The 18,199-nt window shown below is 54.1% G+C and carries 14 protein-coding genes; 11 read left to right on the top strand and 3 right to left on the bottom strand.

Translation table 11 applies throughout. The features are described 5' to 3' along the window. Window positions 1–50: 50 nt before the first annotated feature. Window positions 51–1,559, bottom strand: a complete 1,509-nt coding sequence (locus ACJJIN_RS14125; protein ID WP_444895158.1) for a M48 family metalloprotease — start codon at window positions 1,557–1,559, stop codon at window positions 51–53. A gap of 192 nt (window positions 1,560–1,751) precedes the next feature. Between ACJJIN_RS14125 and ACJJIN_RS14120 the strand changes: the two genes are divergently transcribed. From ACJJIN_RS14120 to ACJJIN_RS14075, 10 genes are all read left to right on the top strand, one after another. Then, on the top strand, window positions 1,752–2,045 hold the full coding sequence (locus ACJJIN_RS14120) for a sulfurtransferase TusA family protein (protein ID WP_444895157.1): 294 nt from the start codon (window positions 1,752–1,754) through the stop codon (window positions 2,043–2,045). Window positions 2,046–2,068: 23 nt separating this feature from the next. After that, window positions 2,069–3,154: an AI-2E family transporter gene (locus ACJJIN_RS14115; RefSeq protein ID WP_282934585.1), complete on the top strand. Its 1,086-nt coding sequence runs from the start codon at window positions 2,069–2,071 to the stop codon at window positions 3,152–3,154. Between the two features lie 91 nt (window positions 3,155–3,245). Beyond that, window positions 3,246–4,349 (top strand): phosphoribosylaminoimidazolesuccinocarboxamide synthase, encoded by a 1,104-nt coding sequence (locus tag ACJJIN_RS14110; RefSeq protein WP_444895156.1) that lies wholly within the window; start codon window positions 3,246–3,248, stop codon window positions 4,347–4,349. Window positions 4,350–4,510: 161 nt separating this feature from the next. Then, window positions 4,511–6,871 carry a marine proteobacterial sortase target protein gene (locus tag ACJJIN_RS14105; protein ID WP_444895155.1) on the top strand — a complete coding sequence of 787 codons (2,361 nt, stop codon included), beginning with the start codon at window positions 4,511–4,513 and terminating at the stop codon, window positions 6,869–6,871. Window positions 6,872–6,873: 2 nt separating this feature from the next. Next, window positions 6,874–7,452, top strand: a complete 579-nt coding sequence (locus ACJJIN_RS14100; protein ID WP_444895154.1) for a class GN sortase — start codon at window positions 6,874–6,876, stop codon at window positions 7,450–7,452. 448 nt (window positions 7,453–7,900) lie between these two features. Further along, the gene (gene aceE, locus ACJJIN_RS14095; protein ID WP_444895153.1) at window positions 7,901–10,570 is read left to right on the top strand and encodes a pyruvate dehydrogenase (acetyl-transferring), homodimeric type; all 2,670 of its coding nucleotides are present in this window, start codon (window positions 7,901–7,903) and stop codon (window positions 10,568–10,570) included. 17 nt (window positions 10,571–10,587) lie between these two features. Beyond that, window positions 10,588–12,231, top strand: a complete 1,644-nt coding sequence (gene aceF, locus ACJJIN_RS14090; RefSeq protein ID WP_444895152.1) for a dihydrolipoyllysine-residue acetyltransferase — start codon at window positions 10,588–10,590, stop codon at window positions 12,229–12,231. 224 nt (window positions 12,232–12,455) lie between these two features. Beyond that, on the top strand, window positions 12,456–12,728 hold the full coding sequence (locus ACJJIN_RS14085) for a hypothetical protein (RefSeq protein WP_444895151.1): 273 nt from the start codon (window positions 12,456–12,458) through the stop codon (window positions 12,726–12,728). Window positions 12,729–12,823: 95 nt separating this feature from the next. Beyond that, window positions 12,824–13,126 carry a hypothetical protein gene (locus ACJJIN_RS14080; protein ID WP_282934207.1) on the top strand — a complete coding sequence of 101 codons (303 nt, stop codon included), beginning with the start codon at window positions 12,824–12,826 and terminating at the stop codon, window positions 13,124–13,126. Next, window positions 13,116–13,409: a hypothetical protein gene (locus tag ACJJIN_RS14075; RefSeq protein ID WP_444895150.1), complete on the top strand. Its 294-nt coding sequence runs from the start codon at window positions 13,116–13,118 to the stop codon at window positions 13,407–13,409. Before ACJJIN_RS14080 ends, ACJJIN_RS14075 begins: the two co-directional genes overlap by 11 nt. Window positions 13,410–13,462: 53 nt before the next feature. Here ACJJIN_RS14075 and ACJJIN_RS14070 read toward each other — a convergent pair whose 3' ends face one another. Further along, entirely contained in the window at window positions 13,463–14,245 is a 783-nt protein-coding gene (locus tag ACJJIN_RS14070) for a glycosyltransferase domain-containing protein (RefSeq protein WP_444895149.1), read from the bottom strand. Between the two features lie 256 nt (window positions 14,246–14,501). Between ACJJIN_RS14070 and ACJJIN_RS14065 the strand changes: the two genes are divergently transcribed. Continuing rightward, window positions 14,502–14,885: a hypothetical protein gene (locus ACJJIN_RS14065; RefSeq protein WP_444895148.1), complete on the top strand. Its 384-nt coding sequence runs from the start codon at window positions 14,502–14,504 to the stop codon at window positions 14,883–14,885. A 45-nt stretch (window positions 14,886–14,930) separates the two neighbouring features. Here ACJJIN_RS14065 and ACJJIN_RS14060 read toward each other — a convergent pair whose 3' ends face one another. Next, window positions 14,931–18,122 carry an efflux RND transporter permease subunit gene (locus tag ACJJIN_RS14060; RefSeq protein ID WP_444895147.1) on the bottom strand — a complete coding sequence of 1,064 codons (3,192 nt, stop codon included), beginning with the start codon at window positions 18,120–18,122 and terminating at the stop codon, window positions 14,931–14,933. Between the last annotated feature and the right edge of the window lie 77 nt (window positions 18,123–18,199).

Genomic DNA, 18,199 nt, shown 5'->3' with positions numbered 1-18,199 from the left:
GTGAGCAAACAAAAAGAGCGGCCAATGGCCGCTCTTTTTGTTGGGGGGAGTTACAGCTCCTCGATTCTTTCCTGCATTTTCAACACATCTTTGAGGCGCTGTTCCAAGATGGCATTGACCTGGTAATCGTCTTTTGACATGCGAATTCCATGGCGCAGGTGTTGAATAGCCTTGTCGAATATGCCGTTGAGGATGTAATACTCAGCCCGGGCCTCGTGCACGCCAACAATATCTCCGGCCAATCCGTGGGTCTCCGCCAATAGGTACCAAACTGCCGGGTCTTTCTTCCGCGTACGGCTATATTTCGCCAGCAGGCGCTCTGCGGCCAGGTAGTTGCCGGCTTTAAAGTGGGCATTGGCAAGGCCCATGATTAAGGCGTGGTCTCCCGGATTGCGATCGAGGGCCCACTGCAGGCGCTTGGTGGCACTGCTGTAGTCTTCTCGCAACAGATCGATATCCGCTCGGGCCAGCACATAGGCTGCTTTTGAGGGGGTCTTGTCTAACAGGGGCTGTAGGGTGTCCAGCGCTGAATCGGGTCTACCTGCGGCTACTTGGGCCAGGGCGAGACCGTAACGGGCGGCATCCTCATTGTCATTAATACCATTCAGCTCCGCGCTAAAGCGTTTTACTGCTTGCTGCGGCGTTGGTTCTGTGGCGAGCCGTACCCGGGCGCGCATCAGGTGATAATCCAGGTCCTCGCTGGGAGCCACTTTTTCCATACGCTGAGCGCGCAACTTGGCATCGGCAATACGCTTTTCTGTAACGGGGTGGGTCAGGAGAAATTCTGGGGGGCGTTGGTAGTAACGTGTGGCCTTGAGCATTTGTTCGAACATTTCACCGGCGGCCTCTGGATCGCGGCCGGATTTGGCCAGGGTATCGATACCGACCCTATCTGCCTCTTGCTCATTCTTGCGGCTGAATCGCAGCTGGTTGTCCAGGGCTGCAGCCTGGGTCACGCTCATGGCCGCGATCCCCGCTTCACCACCGGCGGTAGCCGCCAGAACCAAGGCACCGAGCATGCCGGCCAGAGTAGGAATTGTGCTGTTGCGCTGTGCTTCCAGGGAGCGGGCGTAGTGCCGCTGGCTGAGGTGGCCCAATTCGTGAGCAACTACCGATGCAAACTGGTCTTCACGCTCAGCAAACAGAAACAGGCCGGTATGGACCCCCATGACTCCACCGGGGACTGCAAAGGCGTTCATGGTTTTGTTGTTTACGACAACAACATCAATTTCTTTGTCTTCCAGTGGGCTGTACTCGGCCAATTCCTTGACCATGCCCTCGACAAATTGCTGGATCAGGGCATCACTGGAGGTGCGAACCTGACTGCGAAATATACGCAGCCACATCTGCCCCAGTTCTTTTTCTTGGGTGTGCGATACGACACCGCTGGTCCTATCTCCCAGTTCGGGGAGGCGGATTTCATCACTGTCCGCTATGGCAGCAAACGGGACTGCGCCGAGTAACAACCCCATACCCAGGCTTCGCAGTCCTGCGCGAAGTCGATGGAGGATAGCTGGGGGGCGCGTTCGGTGAAGCAGGCTGTTTTTGGAATCAGTCATCTTGATTACTGCTCGGTCTGTCCTTGAAGGATCTATAGTCCAACTCTATACGCTACCCCGTTGGACTGTCGAGGTTTGGACTTAGTGGACCATAAAAGGTTCACACTTACGCCAGGCGGAAAGTTAAAAAGCGTAAAGCCTGCGCGGGTTATGGCGTCTGGTTCGCGCTATAATCCCCGGCAATTCTGGTTTGTGACTAAAAAGGCAATGTCAGTAACTTCTTCTACCAATCAGCCCGATACCCAGATACCGAACTGGGACGCGGCCACTATTGTGGATGCAAGAAATCTGCCCTGCCCACAACCGTTACTGGCCATGCGCCGGGCATTGCGGGAATACCCAGAGGGAATGCTGCTTTGTGTGCTGGCTACTGATGAAGGGTCCTGGCGAGACTTCCACAGTTTTGCATCTTTAAGTGGCCGGCCCCTGCTCCGCGCTGAGCGACGTAATAATACCTTTCAATATTGGCTGTACGCTGGCAAATGAATAAAGATAAATCCCGAGAGTCTATGTTATCGATTGTAAAAGGCTGGGTGAACCGCTACTTCAGTCAGGAAGAAGTGGTGCTTCTGGTTTTAATATTGACCCTGGCCCTGGTGGTCCTGGCGACTCTGGGCGCTGTGCTAGCCCCGGTATTCACCGCGTTGGTGATCGCCTTCCTGATGCAGGGCATGGTGCAAAAGCTGAAGTCCTGGCGTGTGCCACACTGGTTGGCGGTTACCCTTTCCTGTTTGGTCTTGGTGGGCACTATTGTGGCCCTGTTATTTGTGGTGCTGCCTATTATCTGGCGTCAATTGGTGCGGCTTGGGGCGGAGTTGCCCAATATGGTGCAGCGCGGGCAGGAGCTTTTATTGTTACTTCCTGAGCGCTACCCGCGTTTAATTTCAGCCGGACAGATCGATGAAATCTTCAATACCCTCGGCAGCGAACTGGGCGGCCTGGGGCAGACACTGCTGGCCTTCTCCCTTACCAACCTACCCATTTTTGCCGGGTTGCTGATTTACGTTGTAGTGGTGCCGATCCTGGTATTTTTCTTCCTGAAGGACGCAGAGCAGCTGATTCGCTGGTGCACCTCTTTCCTGCCGAAAGAGCGGCCCATGCTCCACCAGATTTGGCATGAGATGAATGACCAAGTGGCCAATTATGTGCGCGGTAAGGTGATAGAAATTGGCATTGTGGCTGCTGTCAGTTATGCCGCCTTTCTGTTACTGGGGGTGAACTACGCCCTGTTGCTGGCGGTAGCCGTGGGTTTCAGTGTGCTGATTCCTTATATCGGTGCAGCGGTTGTCACTATCCCCGTTGCGGCTATTGGGCTTTTCCAGTGGGGGTGGAGTAATGAATTTCTCTACCTGATGATGACATACGGCATTATCCAACTGCTCGATGGCAATGTACTGGTACCACTGCTGTTCTCCGAGGCAGTGAATCTGCACCCGGTTGCTATTATCCTCGCGGTGCTGTTCTTTGGCGGCATCTGGGGTTTCTGGGGCGTCTTCTTTGCAATTCCCCTGGCGACCTTGCTCAAGGCCATTATGAGTGCCTGGCCTACCCATGAGCACCAGGTAGAATGGGAGGCCCGGCGTAGCTCGGAGTAATTGCCCGATATCTTTCTTTGTCTGTAGGCCGCGGCATTTGCTAGAATGCCGCGCTTTCTTTTATTTGATCCCTTCAAATAGGTGAGAGCCCATGAGCCTGGCTGACAAAGTTCTAGCGGTCAATAATGACCTGCCGATCCGCACCGACAAGCCTATCCACAGTGGCAAGGTCCGTTCCGTATACTGGCTGAGCGAGAAAGACAGCCGCCGCCTGATTGAGGAGAAGGGCTACCCGGTTTCTCCTGACACTCCACTTGCGGTAATGGTGATTTCCGACCGTATCTCCGCGTTCGACTGTATCTGGACTGGCGAAGGCGGCATGCATGGCGTACCAGGCAAGGGCGCAGCACTAAATGCTATTTCCAACCACTGGTTCAAACTGTTTAAAGAGCAGGGCCTCGCCGATAGCCACATTCTGGATATCCCGCACCCGCTGGTGTGGATCGTGCAGAAGGCGCGCCCGGTTATGATCGAAGCGATCGCCCGTCAGTACATCACCGGCTCCATGTGGCGTTCCTATGAGAAGGGTGAGCGGGAGTTCTGCGGTATCGAGATTGCTGATGGCTTGCAAAAAGACCAGAAGCTGCCTGAATTACTCATTACCCCCTCCAGTAAAGGTATTCTCAAGGGCATCCCCGGCGTGCCGGAAGCGGACGATGTTAATGTCACTCGCAAGAATATCGAAGACAATTTCGAAGCCTTCGGTTTCTGTGGCGCAGGCGATATCGACCTGTATGAGAAGTTGCTGAAGGAAGGTTTTGATTTGATTTCTGCCGAGCTGGAAAAGCTCGACCAGGTTTTTGTCGATACCAAGTTTGAATTCGGCTATGTCACCGATGCCAATGGTGAAGAAAAGCTGATTTATATGGACGAGGTGGGCACCCCGGACTCCTCCCGTATCTGGGACGGCGAACAGTATCGCGCGGGTAAGGTTGTGGAGAAATCCAAAGAAGGTTTCCGTCAGGCCCTGCTCAAATACTTCCCCGATGCCGATATCCTGCTGAACAAAGATCGCATGGATGAGCGCTCGGCTCTGGCTCGTGATAACGAGCTGCCAGAATCTATGCTGATGGATCTCTCTAATACTTATATTGGTATTGCTGAGAAGATTATTGGTACGAAACTTGAGATATCTGATAATCCCAAAGAGGAATTGCTTGAAGTTCTCCGCAAGGATTACGGTCTGGTCGACTAATCTGGATCGAACTGCAAAAAACCGGCGTTTTCGCCGGTTTTTTTATGCCTGCCATAATTCGCCACAATTCCTCCTGTTTTGTGCTCGTATTCCTGCCGCCTTTCGCCCGCTTCCCTCTGTTTAATGACTTCAACATCCAATTTAAAAGTGGAGGTAAGTGAGTGAACAGGGTGATGTTATTCGGGCAGCGGTTCCATAAAGACGATCTGATGTTGCCGACAGAGGAATACTATCGTCGTCGCCAGAAGACCGGTGGTGCCGGGCGCTGGTTGTTATTTATTGTGGTGGTATTGGCGGTAGTCATTGCGGCAATCGGGGCAGAGGTCAATGCCCAGGAACTTCCCGCTGTGAGTGATGCGATCCAGCGGGAGTTCACCGAGACAGTTACTCTGGACGATGTAAAGGGCGGGGACTTACTTTTTACTGGCAATGAGTCCGGAAAGTATATTCCAGCGGTGCACCTGAAAAGTCAGGTCAGTATTTCCGTGCGGGGTCTGGTAGCGGAAGTCGAGCTTCAGCAGCAATTCAAGAATACCACCGACGGCTGGCAGGAAGCGGTTTATGCATTACCACTGCCTGAGCGAGCTGCGGTGGCGGGGCTTGAAATTCAGGTGGGCGAGCGCCGCATTGTCGGTAAGGTACGCGAGCGAAAAGAGGCCTCCAAGATTTATAAGGCTGCTCGTGCGGCGGGTAAGCGTGCAGCTCTTCTAGAGCAGCAGCGCCCAAATCTGTTCACTAATAAAGTGGCCAATATTGCCCCCGATGAGATGGTGCAAATTAATATCCGCTTTTTGCAGCCAGTGAATTATGACAGCGGCGTTTTTTCACTGCGTATGCCCACCACATTGACCCCGCGCTATGTCCCTGGCAAGCCAATACCCTCCCAGGCGTTGAACGGCGATGAACAGGAGTTGGTGGCAGAGAGTAGTGGCTGGGCACTGCCCACTAATCAAGTGCCGGATGCTGCGTCGATAACTCCGTTTATGCAGCCAGCGCAGGAGCTAGAGGCACTGGGTAGTCATAATATTTCTATCGAGGTGGATCTGCATGGCGGACTGCCGCTAGCAAAAATCGATAGCCCCTATCACCAGATTGATATTGATAACCGAGGTGACGGTCGCTATCGGATTCAGTTGCGAGATGAAACAGCTGCAATGGATCGGGATTTCTTATTGAATTGGCAGCCGCGCGCTTCTGCTATGCCGCGGGCGGCATTGTTTAGCGAGAAAATCACAGCGCAAGAGGGGGTAGAAGAGCAGGCTGGTGCTTATCTGCAGGTCATGCTGCTGCCACCCAGCGACGGTACCTCTGCGCAGCGTTTACCGAGGGAAGTGATTTATGTGATCGATACTTCCGGCTCCATGTCTGGCAATTCTATTCGCCAGGCGAAGGAGAGCCTTACCCTGGCACTGTCTCGCCTGCACAGCAATGATCGCTTTAACGTTATTGAATTTAACAGTACAACCCGCGCATTTTTCCCGCGCCCGATAGCGGCGAGCTCGGAGAATATCCGCCGTGCGCGTCAGGAAATCGAAAACCTGAATGCGGAGGGGGGTACAGAAATGGCGCCGGCCTTGCGAATGGCATTCGGTCAGCAAATGCAGGACGACACCAGTACCGTTCAGCAAGTCGTATTTATTACAGATGGTGCGGTGGGCAATGAGCGGGCCCTGTTCGAGTTAATTAGCCAGTCCTTGCATAACGCCCGGCTGTTTACTGTGGGTATTGGTTCGGCTCCCAATAGCCACTTTATGCGCAAAGCTGCCCAGTTTGGGCGCGGTACTTTCGTCACCATCGGTGATATTTCCGAAGTTCGCGAGCGTATGCAGGCTCTGTTCGCCAAGTTGGAAAATCCTATGGCTACAGACCTGCAACTCAGTTGGCCCCAGGGAGTCGTCGCGGATGCCTACCCCAAGCGCATCCCCGATCTCTATAACGGTGAGCCTATGCAGTTGGTGGCCAAGGTGCAGGGTGATCTTTTGCAGGGAGATATCCAGCTGCGGGGCCGAATGGCAGGTAAACAGTTTGTGCGCAAACTCGCTCTGAAAGTAGAGAGTGGTAGCGATACTTCAGGCATCGGCAGTGTCTGGGCGCGCAGCAAGATAGATTCTCTGCGGGACCGGCAGCTTCAGTCTGGAGAGCAGTCGGATGCGGGGCTGGCTTTGCGCGAACAGATTTTGCAGATTGCCCTGAGTCATCAACTTGCCAGCCCCTATACCAGTTTTGTTGCAGTCGAAGAGGAAGTTGTACGCAGCGTTGAAGAGAAGTTATCTCGCAGCTCGGTCACCAACATGGTGGCTAAAGGGCAAGTGCTACAGCGCCAGGCCTATCCGCAAACTGCTACAGGTCTCTACGGGCAGTTATTGGCAGCGGCGGTATTGTTGATGTTTGCGGCGATCTTCCAGCGCGGTCGGGCCTTGCGCAGCAACTTGACCCGAGCCCTGCGCTCCTTCCTGCGCAGGGTTTTACCGGACCCCCGTCAACCCAGCGGCGCTAATCCTCTGCAACGGGGAGGTGTGTAAGCGTGGCTCGCTCATTGCTCTTTATGCTTTGCTTGGGAACGGGCTTGTGGCAGTTGGGTTCAGCCAGCTGGCTCCTGGCCAAGGCAGAATTGGCCCAAGTGTTGATCAATAGTGCTTGGGAAGAACAGCTACAGGGCGGGGCTCTGCAAAAGCCCTGGCCCTGGGCGGACACCTGGCCTGTGGCCAAGTTAAAGTTGGAAGGGCAGTCGCCATTAATTGTTCTCAGCGGCGGTAGTGGCCAGGCGTTGGCTTTCGGCCCTGGTCTCTTAGCTGGGTCCGGCAACCCTGGCGAGCCTCGCACCACGGTTATTGCCGCACACCGGGATACTCACTTTGCGGGATTAGAGCGTGTCAGGCGGGGTACCTCCATTTACCTGCAGGATAAACGCGGACGCTGGCATACTTATCGGGTTGCGGAAATGCGAATTGTGGACAGTGAGAGAGAGCGTTTGCCGATCTTTGCCGAGCGGGGTTTATTGCTGGTGACTTGTTACCCCTTTAATGCCCTGGCGGCTGGTGGCCCGCTGCGTTACTTGGTCTACGCTGAATATCAACCCGGTGGGGAGCTGGTTCAGCTGTGACTGATGTCTTTGTTTGAGACTCGATTTTGTAGTTCATTTTCTCAAAAATTCCACTAAATGTTCCGGTGAAACGGCCAAACGGCAAATAATTGTTTTGCTCTTTTGTTTTATTTGTTACTAACCGTCCTGTCTGGAAAATTTTTTGTAGTAATACTACAATTCCCTCCGCTAACAACCGGGGATGGGGTTTTGTCCGCCAGTCTGCGCGGGCCCCGGAACAAATAATCACAGTCAAACTAGGCACTTGCGGCAATCAATTGCGCCGCTTTCCTCACCGTCATATTCGAGTAAAGATTCACAAACTTTGCATTTACGCCAACAAAGTTGGTGAATTGGCGGAACCAAGAAAAAAAGGAAGCTTTTTTTTGCTCGCGCTGTAGTTTGCCCGCGTACCGATTTTTGAGAAATAGACCGACTCGACGTCGCCTAATTCGCCGAGGAGCACTTGATGCACGAAGATACCGATAACCTCGAAACGCAGGAGTGGCTGGACGCGCTGCAAGCGGTTATCCGCTATAGCGGCAAAGAACGCGCAGCCTTCCTCCTGAAGCAGCTGTCTGACCGCGCTACCGATGTAGGCGTACAATTGCCTGCGGCAATCACCACTCCCTATCGCAACTCCATTCCGCCCAATGCGGAAAAGCGTATGCCTGGCGACTTATTTATGGAGCGCCGCATTCGCTCCCTGATTCGCTGGAATGCCCTGGCGATGGTGGTACGTGCCAACCAGAATGACGATGGCCTCGGTGGCCATATCTCCAGTTTCTCCTCTGCGGCCACACTCTACGATGTGGGCTTTAACTACTTCTTCCGTGGCAATGAAGGTGAAGAGCGCGGCGACCTGATTTTCTTCCAGGGCCACAGCGCACCGGGTATTTATGCTCGCTCCTACTTGGAAGGGCGCTTCGATGAAGAGCAGCTGGACAACTTCCGCCGCGAAGTGAACGGCAATGGCCTGTCCTCTTACCCTCACCCCTGGCTGATGCCAGAGTACTGGCAGTTCCCCACGGTCTCCATGGGATTGGGGCCGATCCAGGCGATTTACCAGGCGCACATTATGCGCTACCTGTCTGCCCGCGGCCTGTCCCCGCGCGGCGATCGCAAAGTGTGGGCTTTCCTTGGTGACGGTGAGTGTGACGAGCCGGAAACCCTGGGCGCAATTTCCCTGGCCGGCCGCGAGCAACTGGAAAACCTGGTGTTCGTGGTTAACTGTAACCTGCAGCGCCTGGACGGCCCGGTACGCGGCAACGGCAAGATCGTGCAGGAGCTGGAAGGCGTATTCCGCGGTGCCGGTTGGAATGTTGTCAAAGTACTTTGGGGTCGCCTATGGGATCCGCTGCTGGAGAAAGATGACAAAGGCCTGTTGCAGAAAGTTATGGACGAAGTGGTCGATGGCGAGATGCAGAACTTCAAGGCCAACGGCGGCGCTTATACCCGCGAGCATTTCTTCGGCAAATACCCGGAGTTGCTAGAGCTGGTTAAGGATATGTCCGACGATGAGATTATGAAGCTCAATCGCGGCGGCCACGATCCCTATAAAGTCTACGCAGCCTACGCGGCGGCGATGGCCCACAAAGGCCAGCCTACCGTGATCCTGGCCCAGACCGTTAAAGGTTACGGCTTGGGCTCCGCCGGTGAAGCGGCGATGGACACCCACTCTGTGAAGAAGCTGGATCTGGATTCCCTCAAGCGTTTCCGCGATCGCTTTGCCATTCCGCTCACCGATAAAGAGCTGGAAGAGGTCCCTTACTACCGCCCATCTCCGGACAGCCCGGAAATGAAATATATGGCGGAGCGCCGCAAGGCCCTGGGCGGTCCGGTTCCCCGTCGCCCGGTTGAGTGCCCGAAACTGGAAGTTCCCGGTCTCGATGCCTTCAGCGCACTGACCAAAGGCTCCGGTGAGCGCGAAATCTCCACCACCATGGCATTTGTCCGCGCTATCGCAGCCTTGGTAAAAGACAAGAATATCGGCAAGAACATCGCACCGATCGTTCCCGATGAAGCCCGTACCTTTGGTATGGAAGGTCTGTTCCGCCAGCTGGGTATCTATTCCTCCCAGGGGCAACGCTACACCCCGGTGGATCACGGCCAGATCATGTATTACAAGGAAGATAAGAAAGGCCAGGTGCTGGAAGAGGGCATCAACGAAGCCGGTGCCATGTCCACCTGGATGGCGCTGGCTACTGCCTACAGCAACCACGGCGTGCCGATGGTGCCTTTCTATATCTACTACTCCATGTTCGGCTTCCAGCGTATCGGCGACCTGGCCTGGGCCGCTGGCGATATGCAGGCGCGCGGCTTCCTGATCGGTGCCACTGCTGGCCGTACCACCTTGAACGGTGAGGGGCTGCAGCACCAGGATGGCCACAGCCACGTACTGTCCTCCACTATCCCCAACTGCCGCAGCTACGATCCGGCTTACGGTTATGAGCTGGCTGTAGTTATGCAGCGCGGCTTGAAAGAGATGTACGAAGAGCAGAAGAACCTCTTCTACTACATCACTATCGAGAACGAAAACTACCTGCAGCCGGAAATGCCTCAGGGCGTGGAAGAGGGCATTATTCGCGGTATCTACAAGCTGCAGTCCAACGTCAAGAAAGGCGCCAAGGGCAAAGCGGCGAAGAAACATGTACAGCTGATTGGTGGCGGTACTATTTTGCGCGAAGTACTGGCAGCGGCGGATATCCTCGCCGACCAGTTCGGTGTGACCTCCGATGTCTGGAGTCTCACCTCCGCTGTGGAAGCGGCCCGTGAAGGCCAGGATGTGGCGCGCTGGAATATGCTGCACCCGGAAGCCGAGCCCCGCAAAGCCTGGATCACTGAGCAGTTCGAAGGCAATACCTCCCCAGTTATCGCCTCCACCGATTACATCCGTTCCTATGTGGAGCCACTGCGCGAATTTATCGATGGTGAACTGACCACCCTGGGTACCGATGGTTTCGGCCGCAGTGACAGCCGCGAGCAGCTGCGTCGCTTCTTCGAAGTGGATCGCAACTATGTGGTCATCGCCGCACTGAACGGCTTGGCCAAGCAGGGCGTTATTGATGCTAAAGAGGTTGCGGAAGCAATCGTGAAGCTCAATATCGACGCCGAAAAAGTTAACCCGCGCATCATTTAAGAGAAGGCAGAACTCCTATGGCAAAACAAGTCATTAAAGTGCCTGATCTCGGTGGTGCCGACCAGGTGGATGTGATTGAAATTACTGTTGCGGTCGGCGATACCGTCGCGCAAGAGGATTCACTGATTGTGGTGGAGGGCGATAAAGCCTCCATGGATGTGCCGGCTCCGGTGGCTGGCAAAATCCTCAGCATTAGTGTGAAAGAGGGCGATAAGGTCTCCGAAGGCGACGTGATCGGGGAGATCGAAACCGATGTGGCGGAAGCATCGGCAGAGGAGCCCGCTGCGGCCCCCGCCAAGCAAGAAGCTGCACCGGTTGCAGAGCCTGTAGCTGAAGCCCCTGCGGCAGCGGCGAGCGGCGAGCCGAAAGAGGAAACGATCCAGATCCCGGATCTGGGTGGCGCTGATGCGGTTGATGTGATCGAGATCAGTGTGCAACCCGGTGATGCGGTTGAAGAAGGCGACTCCCTGATCGTGGTGGAAGGCGATAAAGCCTCTATGGATGTGCCTTCCCCAAGCGCCGGTACCGTGGTTTCTATCGCCGTTAAGGAGGGCGACAAGGTTTCCACGGGTGACACCCTGGGCGTGTTGAAAGTAGTTGCCGCAGGCGCTGCCGCGCCCGCGGCTCCAGCTGCAGCTCCTGCAGCGACAGCGCCTGCCGAGAGCGCGCCGCAACAGGCATCTGCGTCTGTTGAACCCCCGGCAGTGCCGCAGAAAGACTTTCAGCTGGAGCGCAACCTTACCGCAGCAGCCCAGGTTTACGCCGGCCCTGCCGTGCGCAAACTGGCCCGCGAGTTGGGTGTTACCTTGAATAAGGTGAAGCCCACCGGTCCGCGCAACCGGGTCTCCAAGGACGATCTGCACAACTATATCCGCGACCAGGTGAAGAAAGCTGAGAGCGGTGCGGTTGGTGTCGGCGGTGGAATCGGTATCGCCAAGATGCCGGATATCGACTTCAGCCAGTTTGGCCCGGTGAATGTGGAGCCGATGAGCAAGATCCACAAGATCACCGCAGCCAACATGTCGCGCAACTGGCTCAACGTGCCTCACGTCACCCAGTTTGACGATGCGGATATCACAGAGCTGGAAACCTTCCGCAAGTCCATGAAGGCCGAGGCGGAGAAGCGTGGAGTGAAGCTCACTCCAGTGCCTTTCCTGCTGAAAGCGGTAGCCGCGGCCCTGCGTGCAGAGCCCAGCTTTAATGTGTCCCTGCACAACGATGGCGAGCACATTGTGCGCAAGGACTATGTGCATGTGGGTATGGCAGTAGATACACCCAAAGGCTTAATGGTGCCGGTTATCCGCGATGTGGATAAGAAAGGCCTGTACGAGCTGGCGGCCGAGGCCACTGAAATGGCCCTGAAGGCCCGCGATGGCAAGCTGAAGCCCAACGAGATGCAGGGCGCCTGCTTTACCATTTCCAGTTTGGGGGCTATCGGCGGCACCGGGTTTACCCCGATCGTCAATTCTCCGGAAGTTGGTATCCTCGGTGTTTCCAAGCTGGCGATGAAGCCGGTGTGGAACGGTAAGGATTTTGAGCCTCGGCAGATGTTGCCCTTGGCGCTCTCCTACGATCACCGCGCGGTAAATGGCGGAGATGCCGGACGCTTTATGACTTATTTGGTTAGCGTGCTGGCGGATGTGCGCAGACTGTTGCTGTAATTGCCAGCGAGTTAAAGTCAGTAAAAAAAGCGGCCAATCGGCCGCTTTTTTTATAGTCAGGACTAAGGAGCCTTTAAGTGGAAATGAAATATTCGCCGCGTAAAACAACAATAAGATGATTTACGCGCAAATCGATTCTGGATTGCTGGCTGCTAATGCCTCGGCAGCTAGACTCACAGAGAGGCTACTATCATCGCAGCACTGAAAATGTGAGGTGTCGGATTATGGGACCTACAAGGAAATTCGCGTTGCCGTTTGTGGCGGTATTTGCGATGCAGGGCTGCTTGTTTTTGCCTGCGGACGAAGTGGAGGGCGAAGACCCTTTCTTTTATGAGGCAGAGGCTGCCGGACAAAGCGCCAGCTTTGTGGAAGTCGGCAGTAACCACACAAAATACCCACAACCCCTTACCGCCAAAAGCGAATGCGAGGCGGCGGATTGCGTAGATAGCTTGCAGGACTCCATGGCCTGGTTTTTCCCTATATTGCGGGTTTACTAACGATAGTAGCCGAGCCCAGTGTGGAGCTGTTGCGAAATAGCCGGATCTAAAAGTGCGTGGATTCTGTCCGCGCGGTGCTGATACGGAGCGCTACCATGCAAAAATTTGCGATATTTATTTCTGCTTTGTCGATGGGTGTATTCCTTGAGGGTTGTGGAACCCCCGATACGCGCAATCAAGTAGTTTATCCCGTAAGCCCGCCAATTCCCCGCCATGCGGAATACCGGGGTTATCCCTCTTCTCACTCTTCTCATTCCTCCCACGTGCCAGATGCACCTGCGTCTCCAACAAGCTGCCCGGGAGATTCTGAGGAGCTGGCGCCGGGTTCTATTTGCCCACCCAGTGCTCGTTGTTTTGACATTTCCGGTGGAAGGCGTTGTATTTCCTATGAAAATTAGCGTTGTTTTTTTTCTTGTTCTTGTAACGCAGTCCCTGGCGGGCTGCGTGGCTGACGGTTTCGGTTATGACTTAACCGGCACGGCAACTTACTACACCTACAAAACTACTCCGGTGCCACCGGATGAACTTACTGCATTCCCGCGTTTTTGCCTGGCCGGTGATCCCTATATGGGAAGTCTCGATAACTGTATTGCCGAGGGTGTGCACTGCTATCAACTGGACACCGGTGATTGGTGTGAAGGACCCTATTCACCGTTTGAATTAAGTTATAGCTTTTATTGATCGATATAAAGGTTATCTGCGATTGAAGGGAGTATTGGCTGGGTGATTTGGGGCTATTTTAATAGTGTTTTGATACTCTCTTTAATCGAGGTGCCAATATAGTACTTCAGGCCATGGAAAGTACCTTTGATGTTAATTCCTGGGTTGTATTCGTACCCGAGTTTTTCCAGAAGCACATTGAGTTTTTTCTTGATGCCAATAGCAAACCAGCTGCAAGGGAATGAAATAATACTCGGAGTTTCTCCATTGTGTAGGTATATTTCTTCGTTGTGAATTTTGCTTACTTGGCTTAGTAGATTGAAACTTGGATTGGCGGCATCAAAGTTAAAAAAAAGTTGGCTTTCGCCGTCGATACCTATTTGTGTGCAGTTTTGGTGTGCATAATAGTGCCTAAGAATTTTTTGGTCATCAGAGTAATTGGGGTACATCTTACGAGCGGTCTGGAAAAGGTTTTGTAGCGCTATATTTTTGCCTATAAAGACACCTGTAGAAAAAACACACTCGCTGGGGAAAAATTTTCTTTCAAAAAATCCTTGTATACCGCTATGTTCGTAATCATTGGAAAAAATAATTTCCTTGCCAAAGGTGAGAAATTTTTTTTCTAAGTGTTTGATTGATGGCAGTATTAGTGAATCGAAACCATCCAGGTAGCAGACGATATCCTCTTCCGGTAGGGATCTAAAGAAAGGCATTAAGATGTCTATTTTGGAAGAGAAATCTTTCCAAGGATAATTGTGCCCAAGGATAGATAATGACACGCCGTTGCGGTTGGCGGATTCCAGCAGGACGGGAAGCATCCTTTCCGAGTGGGTGGCAATCGTGGCGACATGCAACATCTTTTAGGAAGAGATCTCGATAATCTGAAGTATTTTTTAACGGCATGGATTTATTGCCGTTCGGAGAAAGTCTAGACGAACGCGGCTTTTGCCACTGAAGTTCGGCGGAACTTGATTTTCTTACGAAAAAGCGTTTGTGTGCACGCTCGTGTTTTTATGGATTATTCTTTCATTGGTGATTGTTTTACTGTGGATGCCAAACCCTAGGGCTGGGGGTATTAGGGAGGAGGGTTATCCGTCAATAAATAGGCTGGTAATGAAAGGTGCCAATAAAAGCTGGCTTTGGAATGTTATTGTTGCCGTGGATCAATTGGGCAATGCCATTGCTGGCGGCAATCCTGATGCAACTATATCTGCGCGCTGTGGCTATTTCTCAAGGGTGACAGAAACACGTTTTCGGCGTTACTGGAGGTTTCTGGAGCGGGTAATTAACTATACCCTGAAGCCGATTGATGGGCCCGATCACTGTTACCAATCCTACCTGTGGGATCACGCTGAGAAACACGAAGAAGGCAGTGATTATATGCGTGCTGTTTTAGGAGTTATTGTGATTTTGATTTGTGTGCCAATGGGCTTGTTGATCCGCTTGTATGTGATTGTTTTTCCTGGAGCCCGCTGGAAAAAGGAGAAGCGCAAGTAGAAAAAGCCCGGGCGCATAGTGTTGGTGCGCCCGGGATAAGCGGGGTTAAGTATTAGTCGCGTGCTCTAAGGGTAAATTGCTTTCTTGACTATCTGCGTGACGGGCAGCTGATAGTTTGCCGCCGGCAATCTTGCGCAGGGCAACATAAAATACCGGAGTGAGGAACAGGCCAAACAGGGTTACACCGATCATGCCGGTAAATACGGTAATGCCCATGGCATTGCGCACCTCAGCGCCAGCGCCGCCGGCCAATACCAGTGGAACAACACCGGCAATAAAGGCGACTGAAGTCATAATGATCGGGCGCAGACGCAGGCGGCAGGCTTCCAGTGCAGCCTCGACAGTGCCTTTGCCTTCCATTTCCAGTTCGCGAGCAAATTCCACGATTAAAATAGCGTTCTTACAAGCGAGCCCCATCAGTACAACCAGCCCGACTTGAACAAATACATTGTTGTCGCCGCCAGTAGCCCAGACACCAAATAGTGCAGCCAGCAGACACATGGGCACGATCAGGATCACCGCCAGTGGCATTACCCAGCTTTCATAGAGGGCGGCCAACACCAGGAATACCAGTAGTACTGCGAGAGGGAAAACCACCATGGCGGCATTGCCCTGGTTGACCTGCTGGAAGCTGAGGTCGGTCCACTGGATTTGCATGCCCGGTGGCAGGGCTTGGCTGGCAACCTGCTCAACCGCTGCCAGTGCTTCGGAAGAGGACAACATGCTGGGATCGGACTGCCCCATCAGGTCGGCTGCCGGATAGCCGTTGTATCGGATCACCGGGTCTGGTCCGTAACTCTGGCGCAGGGTCACCATGGTGCTGATGGGCACCATCTCCCCATTCATATTGCGGGTGTAGAGATTATCGAGATCCTGCACTTCATCGCGGAAGGGTGCATCAGCCTGGGCAACGACCTGGTAGGTGCGGCCGAAAAGGTTGAAGTCGTTGATATACATAGAGCCGAAGTAGAGCTGCAGGGTGCCGAACAAGTCGTCCATGCGCACACCTTGAGCCTTGGCCTGTAGTCGATCCACTTCCGCGTCCATCTGCGGCACATTGGCCTGGTAGGAGCTGAAGGGGTAGCTGAGGCCGCTGGCTTGGCTCAGGGCGCCAGCCAACATATTGGTGGCGTTTTGCAACTCACCGTAGCCAGCACCGCGACGGTCCTGAACATAGAGGGAGTAGCCGGAACCGGCACCCAGTCCGAAGATGGGCGGCGGCATAAAGGTCATGGCAAAGCCTTCCTTGATCTGTGAGATCTTGCCATTTAGCTCCGCAGCGATTTCCTGGGCACTGCGCTCACGTTCATCGAAATCGTCGAACAGGATAAATACCGTGCCCACGTTGGGAGTGTTGGTACCTTGCAGGGCATTGAAGCCGACAAAGGCCGCGGCGTTGGCAACACCTTCTGTTTCCAGGGCCAATTCACTCACGCGGCGAGCAACTTCCTCGGTGCGATCCAGGGAGGCACCTTCCGGCAGGCGGATACTACCCACCAGGTAAGTCTTATCCTGAACCGGAATAAAGCCGCCGGGGACCTGTTGGAACAGGGCGAAAGTACCGCCGAGCAATATCAGGTAAACACCAAATACGATACCGCGACGCTTGAGGCTACCACCAACGATCCGCTGGTAACGCTCGGAATTGCGCTGGAAGAAGCGGTTGAACGGGCGGAATATCCAGCCGAACAAACGCTCAATAATCCGCGCGGGCATATCCGGTTTGGCGCCGTGAGGCTTCAACAGAGTTGCCGCCAGAGCCGGAGATAGAGTCAGAGAGTTGATCGCGGAGATAATGGTGGCGATGGCAATAGTGGTGGCAAACTGGCGGTAGAACTGGCCGGTGATGCCGTCCAGGAATGCCATGGGCACAAACACCGCGCAGAGCACCAGGCTGATCGCGACAATTGGACCGCTCACCTCTCGCATGGCCTGGTGGGCAGCGGCTAAAGGTGTCAGTCCCTCCTCGATATTCCGCTCGACGTTTTCCACCACCACAATGGCGTCATCCACCACAATACCGATGGCCAGCACCATAGCGAACAAGGTCAGGGTGTTGATTGAGAAGCCCAACATCAACAGCACCGCAAAGGTGCCGACAATAGATACCGGCACGGCCAACAGTGGGATCAATGAGGCGCGCCAGGTTTGCAGGAACAGGATAACTACCAGAACCACGAGTAGTACAGCTTCCAGTAGGGTCTTGATCACTGAGCTGATGGAGGTGCTAACAAAAACCGTGGGGTCGTAAGCGACTTCCCATTTGAGGCCTTCCGGGAACTGGTCATCCAGTTCAGCCATTTTCTCCCGTACCGCCGCAGAAACCTCCAGTGAGTTGGAGCCGGGTGATTGGAAAATAGGGATAGCGACAGCCTGGCGGCCGTTGAGCAGGGCGCGCAGGGAGTCCTGGGAAGAGGCCAGCTCTACACGGGCCACATCTCGCAGGCGGGTGATCTCACCATTATTGCCGGTCTTGAGTACAACATCGCCAAACTCCTCTTCACTTTCCAGGCGGCCTTTGGCGTTAATGGAAATCAGGAAGTCGGATCCGTTCGGCATGGGGGAGGCGCCGATCTGGCCGGCGGAAACCTGTACGTTCTGCTCGCGCACGGCACTGACAATATCGGCAGCAGTAATGCCTACGGCGGCGGCTTTCTGCGGGTCCACCCACAAGCGCATGGCGTAGTCACCGGAACCGAATACGGCGGCGAGACCCACGCCGGGAATGCGCGATAGCTCATCGCGAATATGCAGTACGGCGTAGTTGCGAATATAGGTAGCGTCGAGGCTATCGTCCGGTGAAATCAGGTGCACCGCCATCATCAGGTTTGGCGACTGCTTCTGGGTAGTAACACCTTGCAGTCGGACATCTTCGGGCAGGCGCGGCAGGGCCTGGGACACCCGGTTTTGCACCTGTACCTGGGCTTGGTCCGGGTCGGTGCCCAACTCAAAGGTCACGTTCAGAGTCAGGGTGCCGTCACTCCCTGCCACTGACTTCATGTAGATCATATTTTCCACGCCGTTAATCGCTTCTTCCAGCGGCGTGGCTACAGTTTCTGAGATCGTCTTAGGGTTGGCGCCAGGATAGCGAGCACTCACTTGCACGCTGGGGGGCACAACTTCGGGATATTCGCTGACTGGCAGTGAGGGAATACTGATCAGGCCGACGACGAAAATAATGATCGACAACACGGATGCAAATATCGGTCTGTCGACAAAGAAACGGGAAAAATTCATATACTGCTACTCCGAGAGCGACTCAGTCAGCCGCTCGGATTCCATTGATAGGATTAGCTGAATGTATGGGCTCACTT

It is taken from the genome of Microbulbifer maximicatervae (SeqCode) (assembly GCF_052467505.1).
The sequence above is the reverse complement of the archived record's forward strand: the minus strand, read 5'-3'. Positions and strand labels throughout refer to the sequence as shown.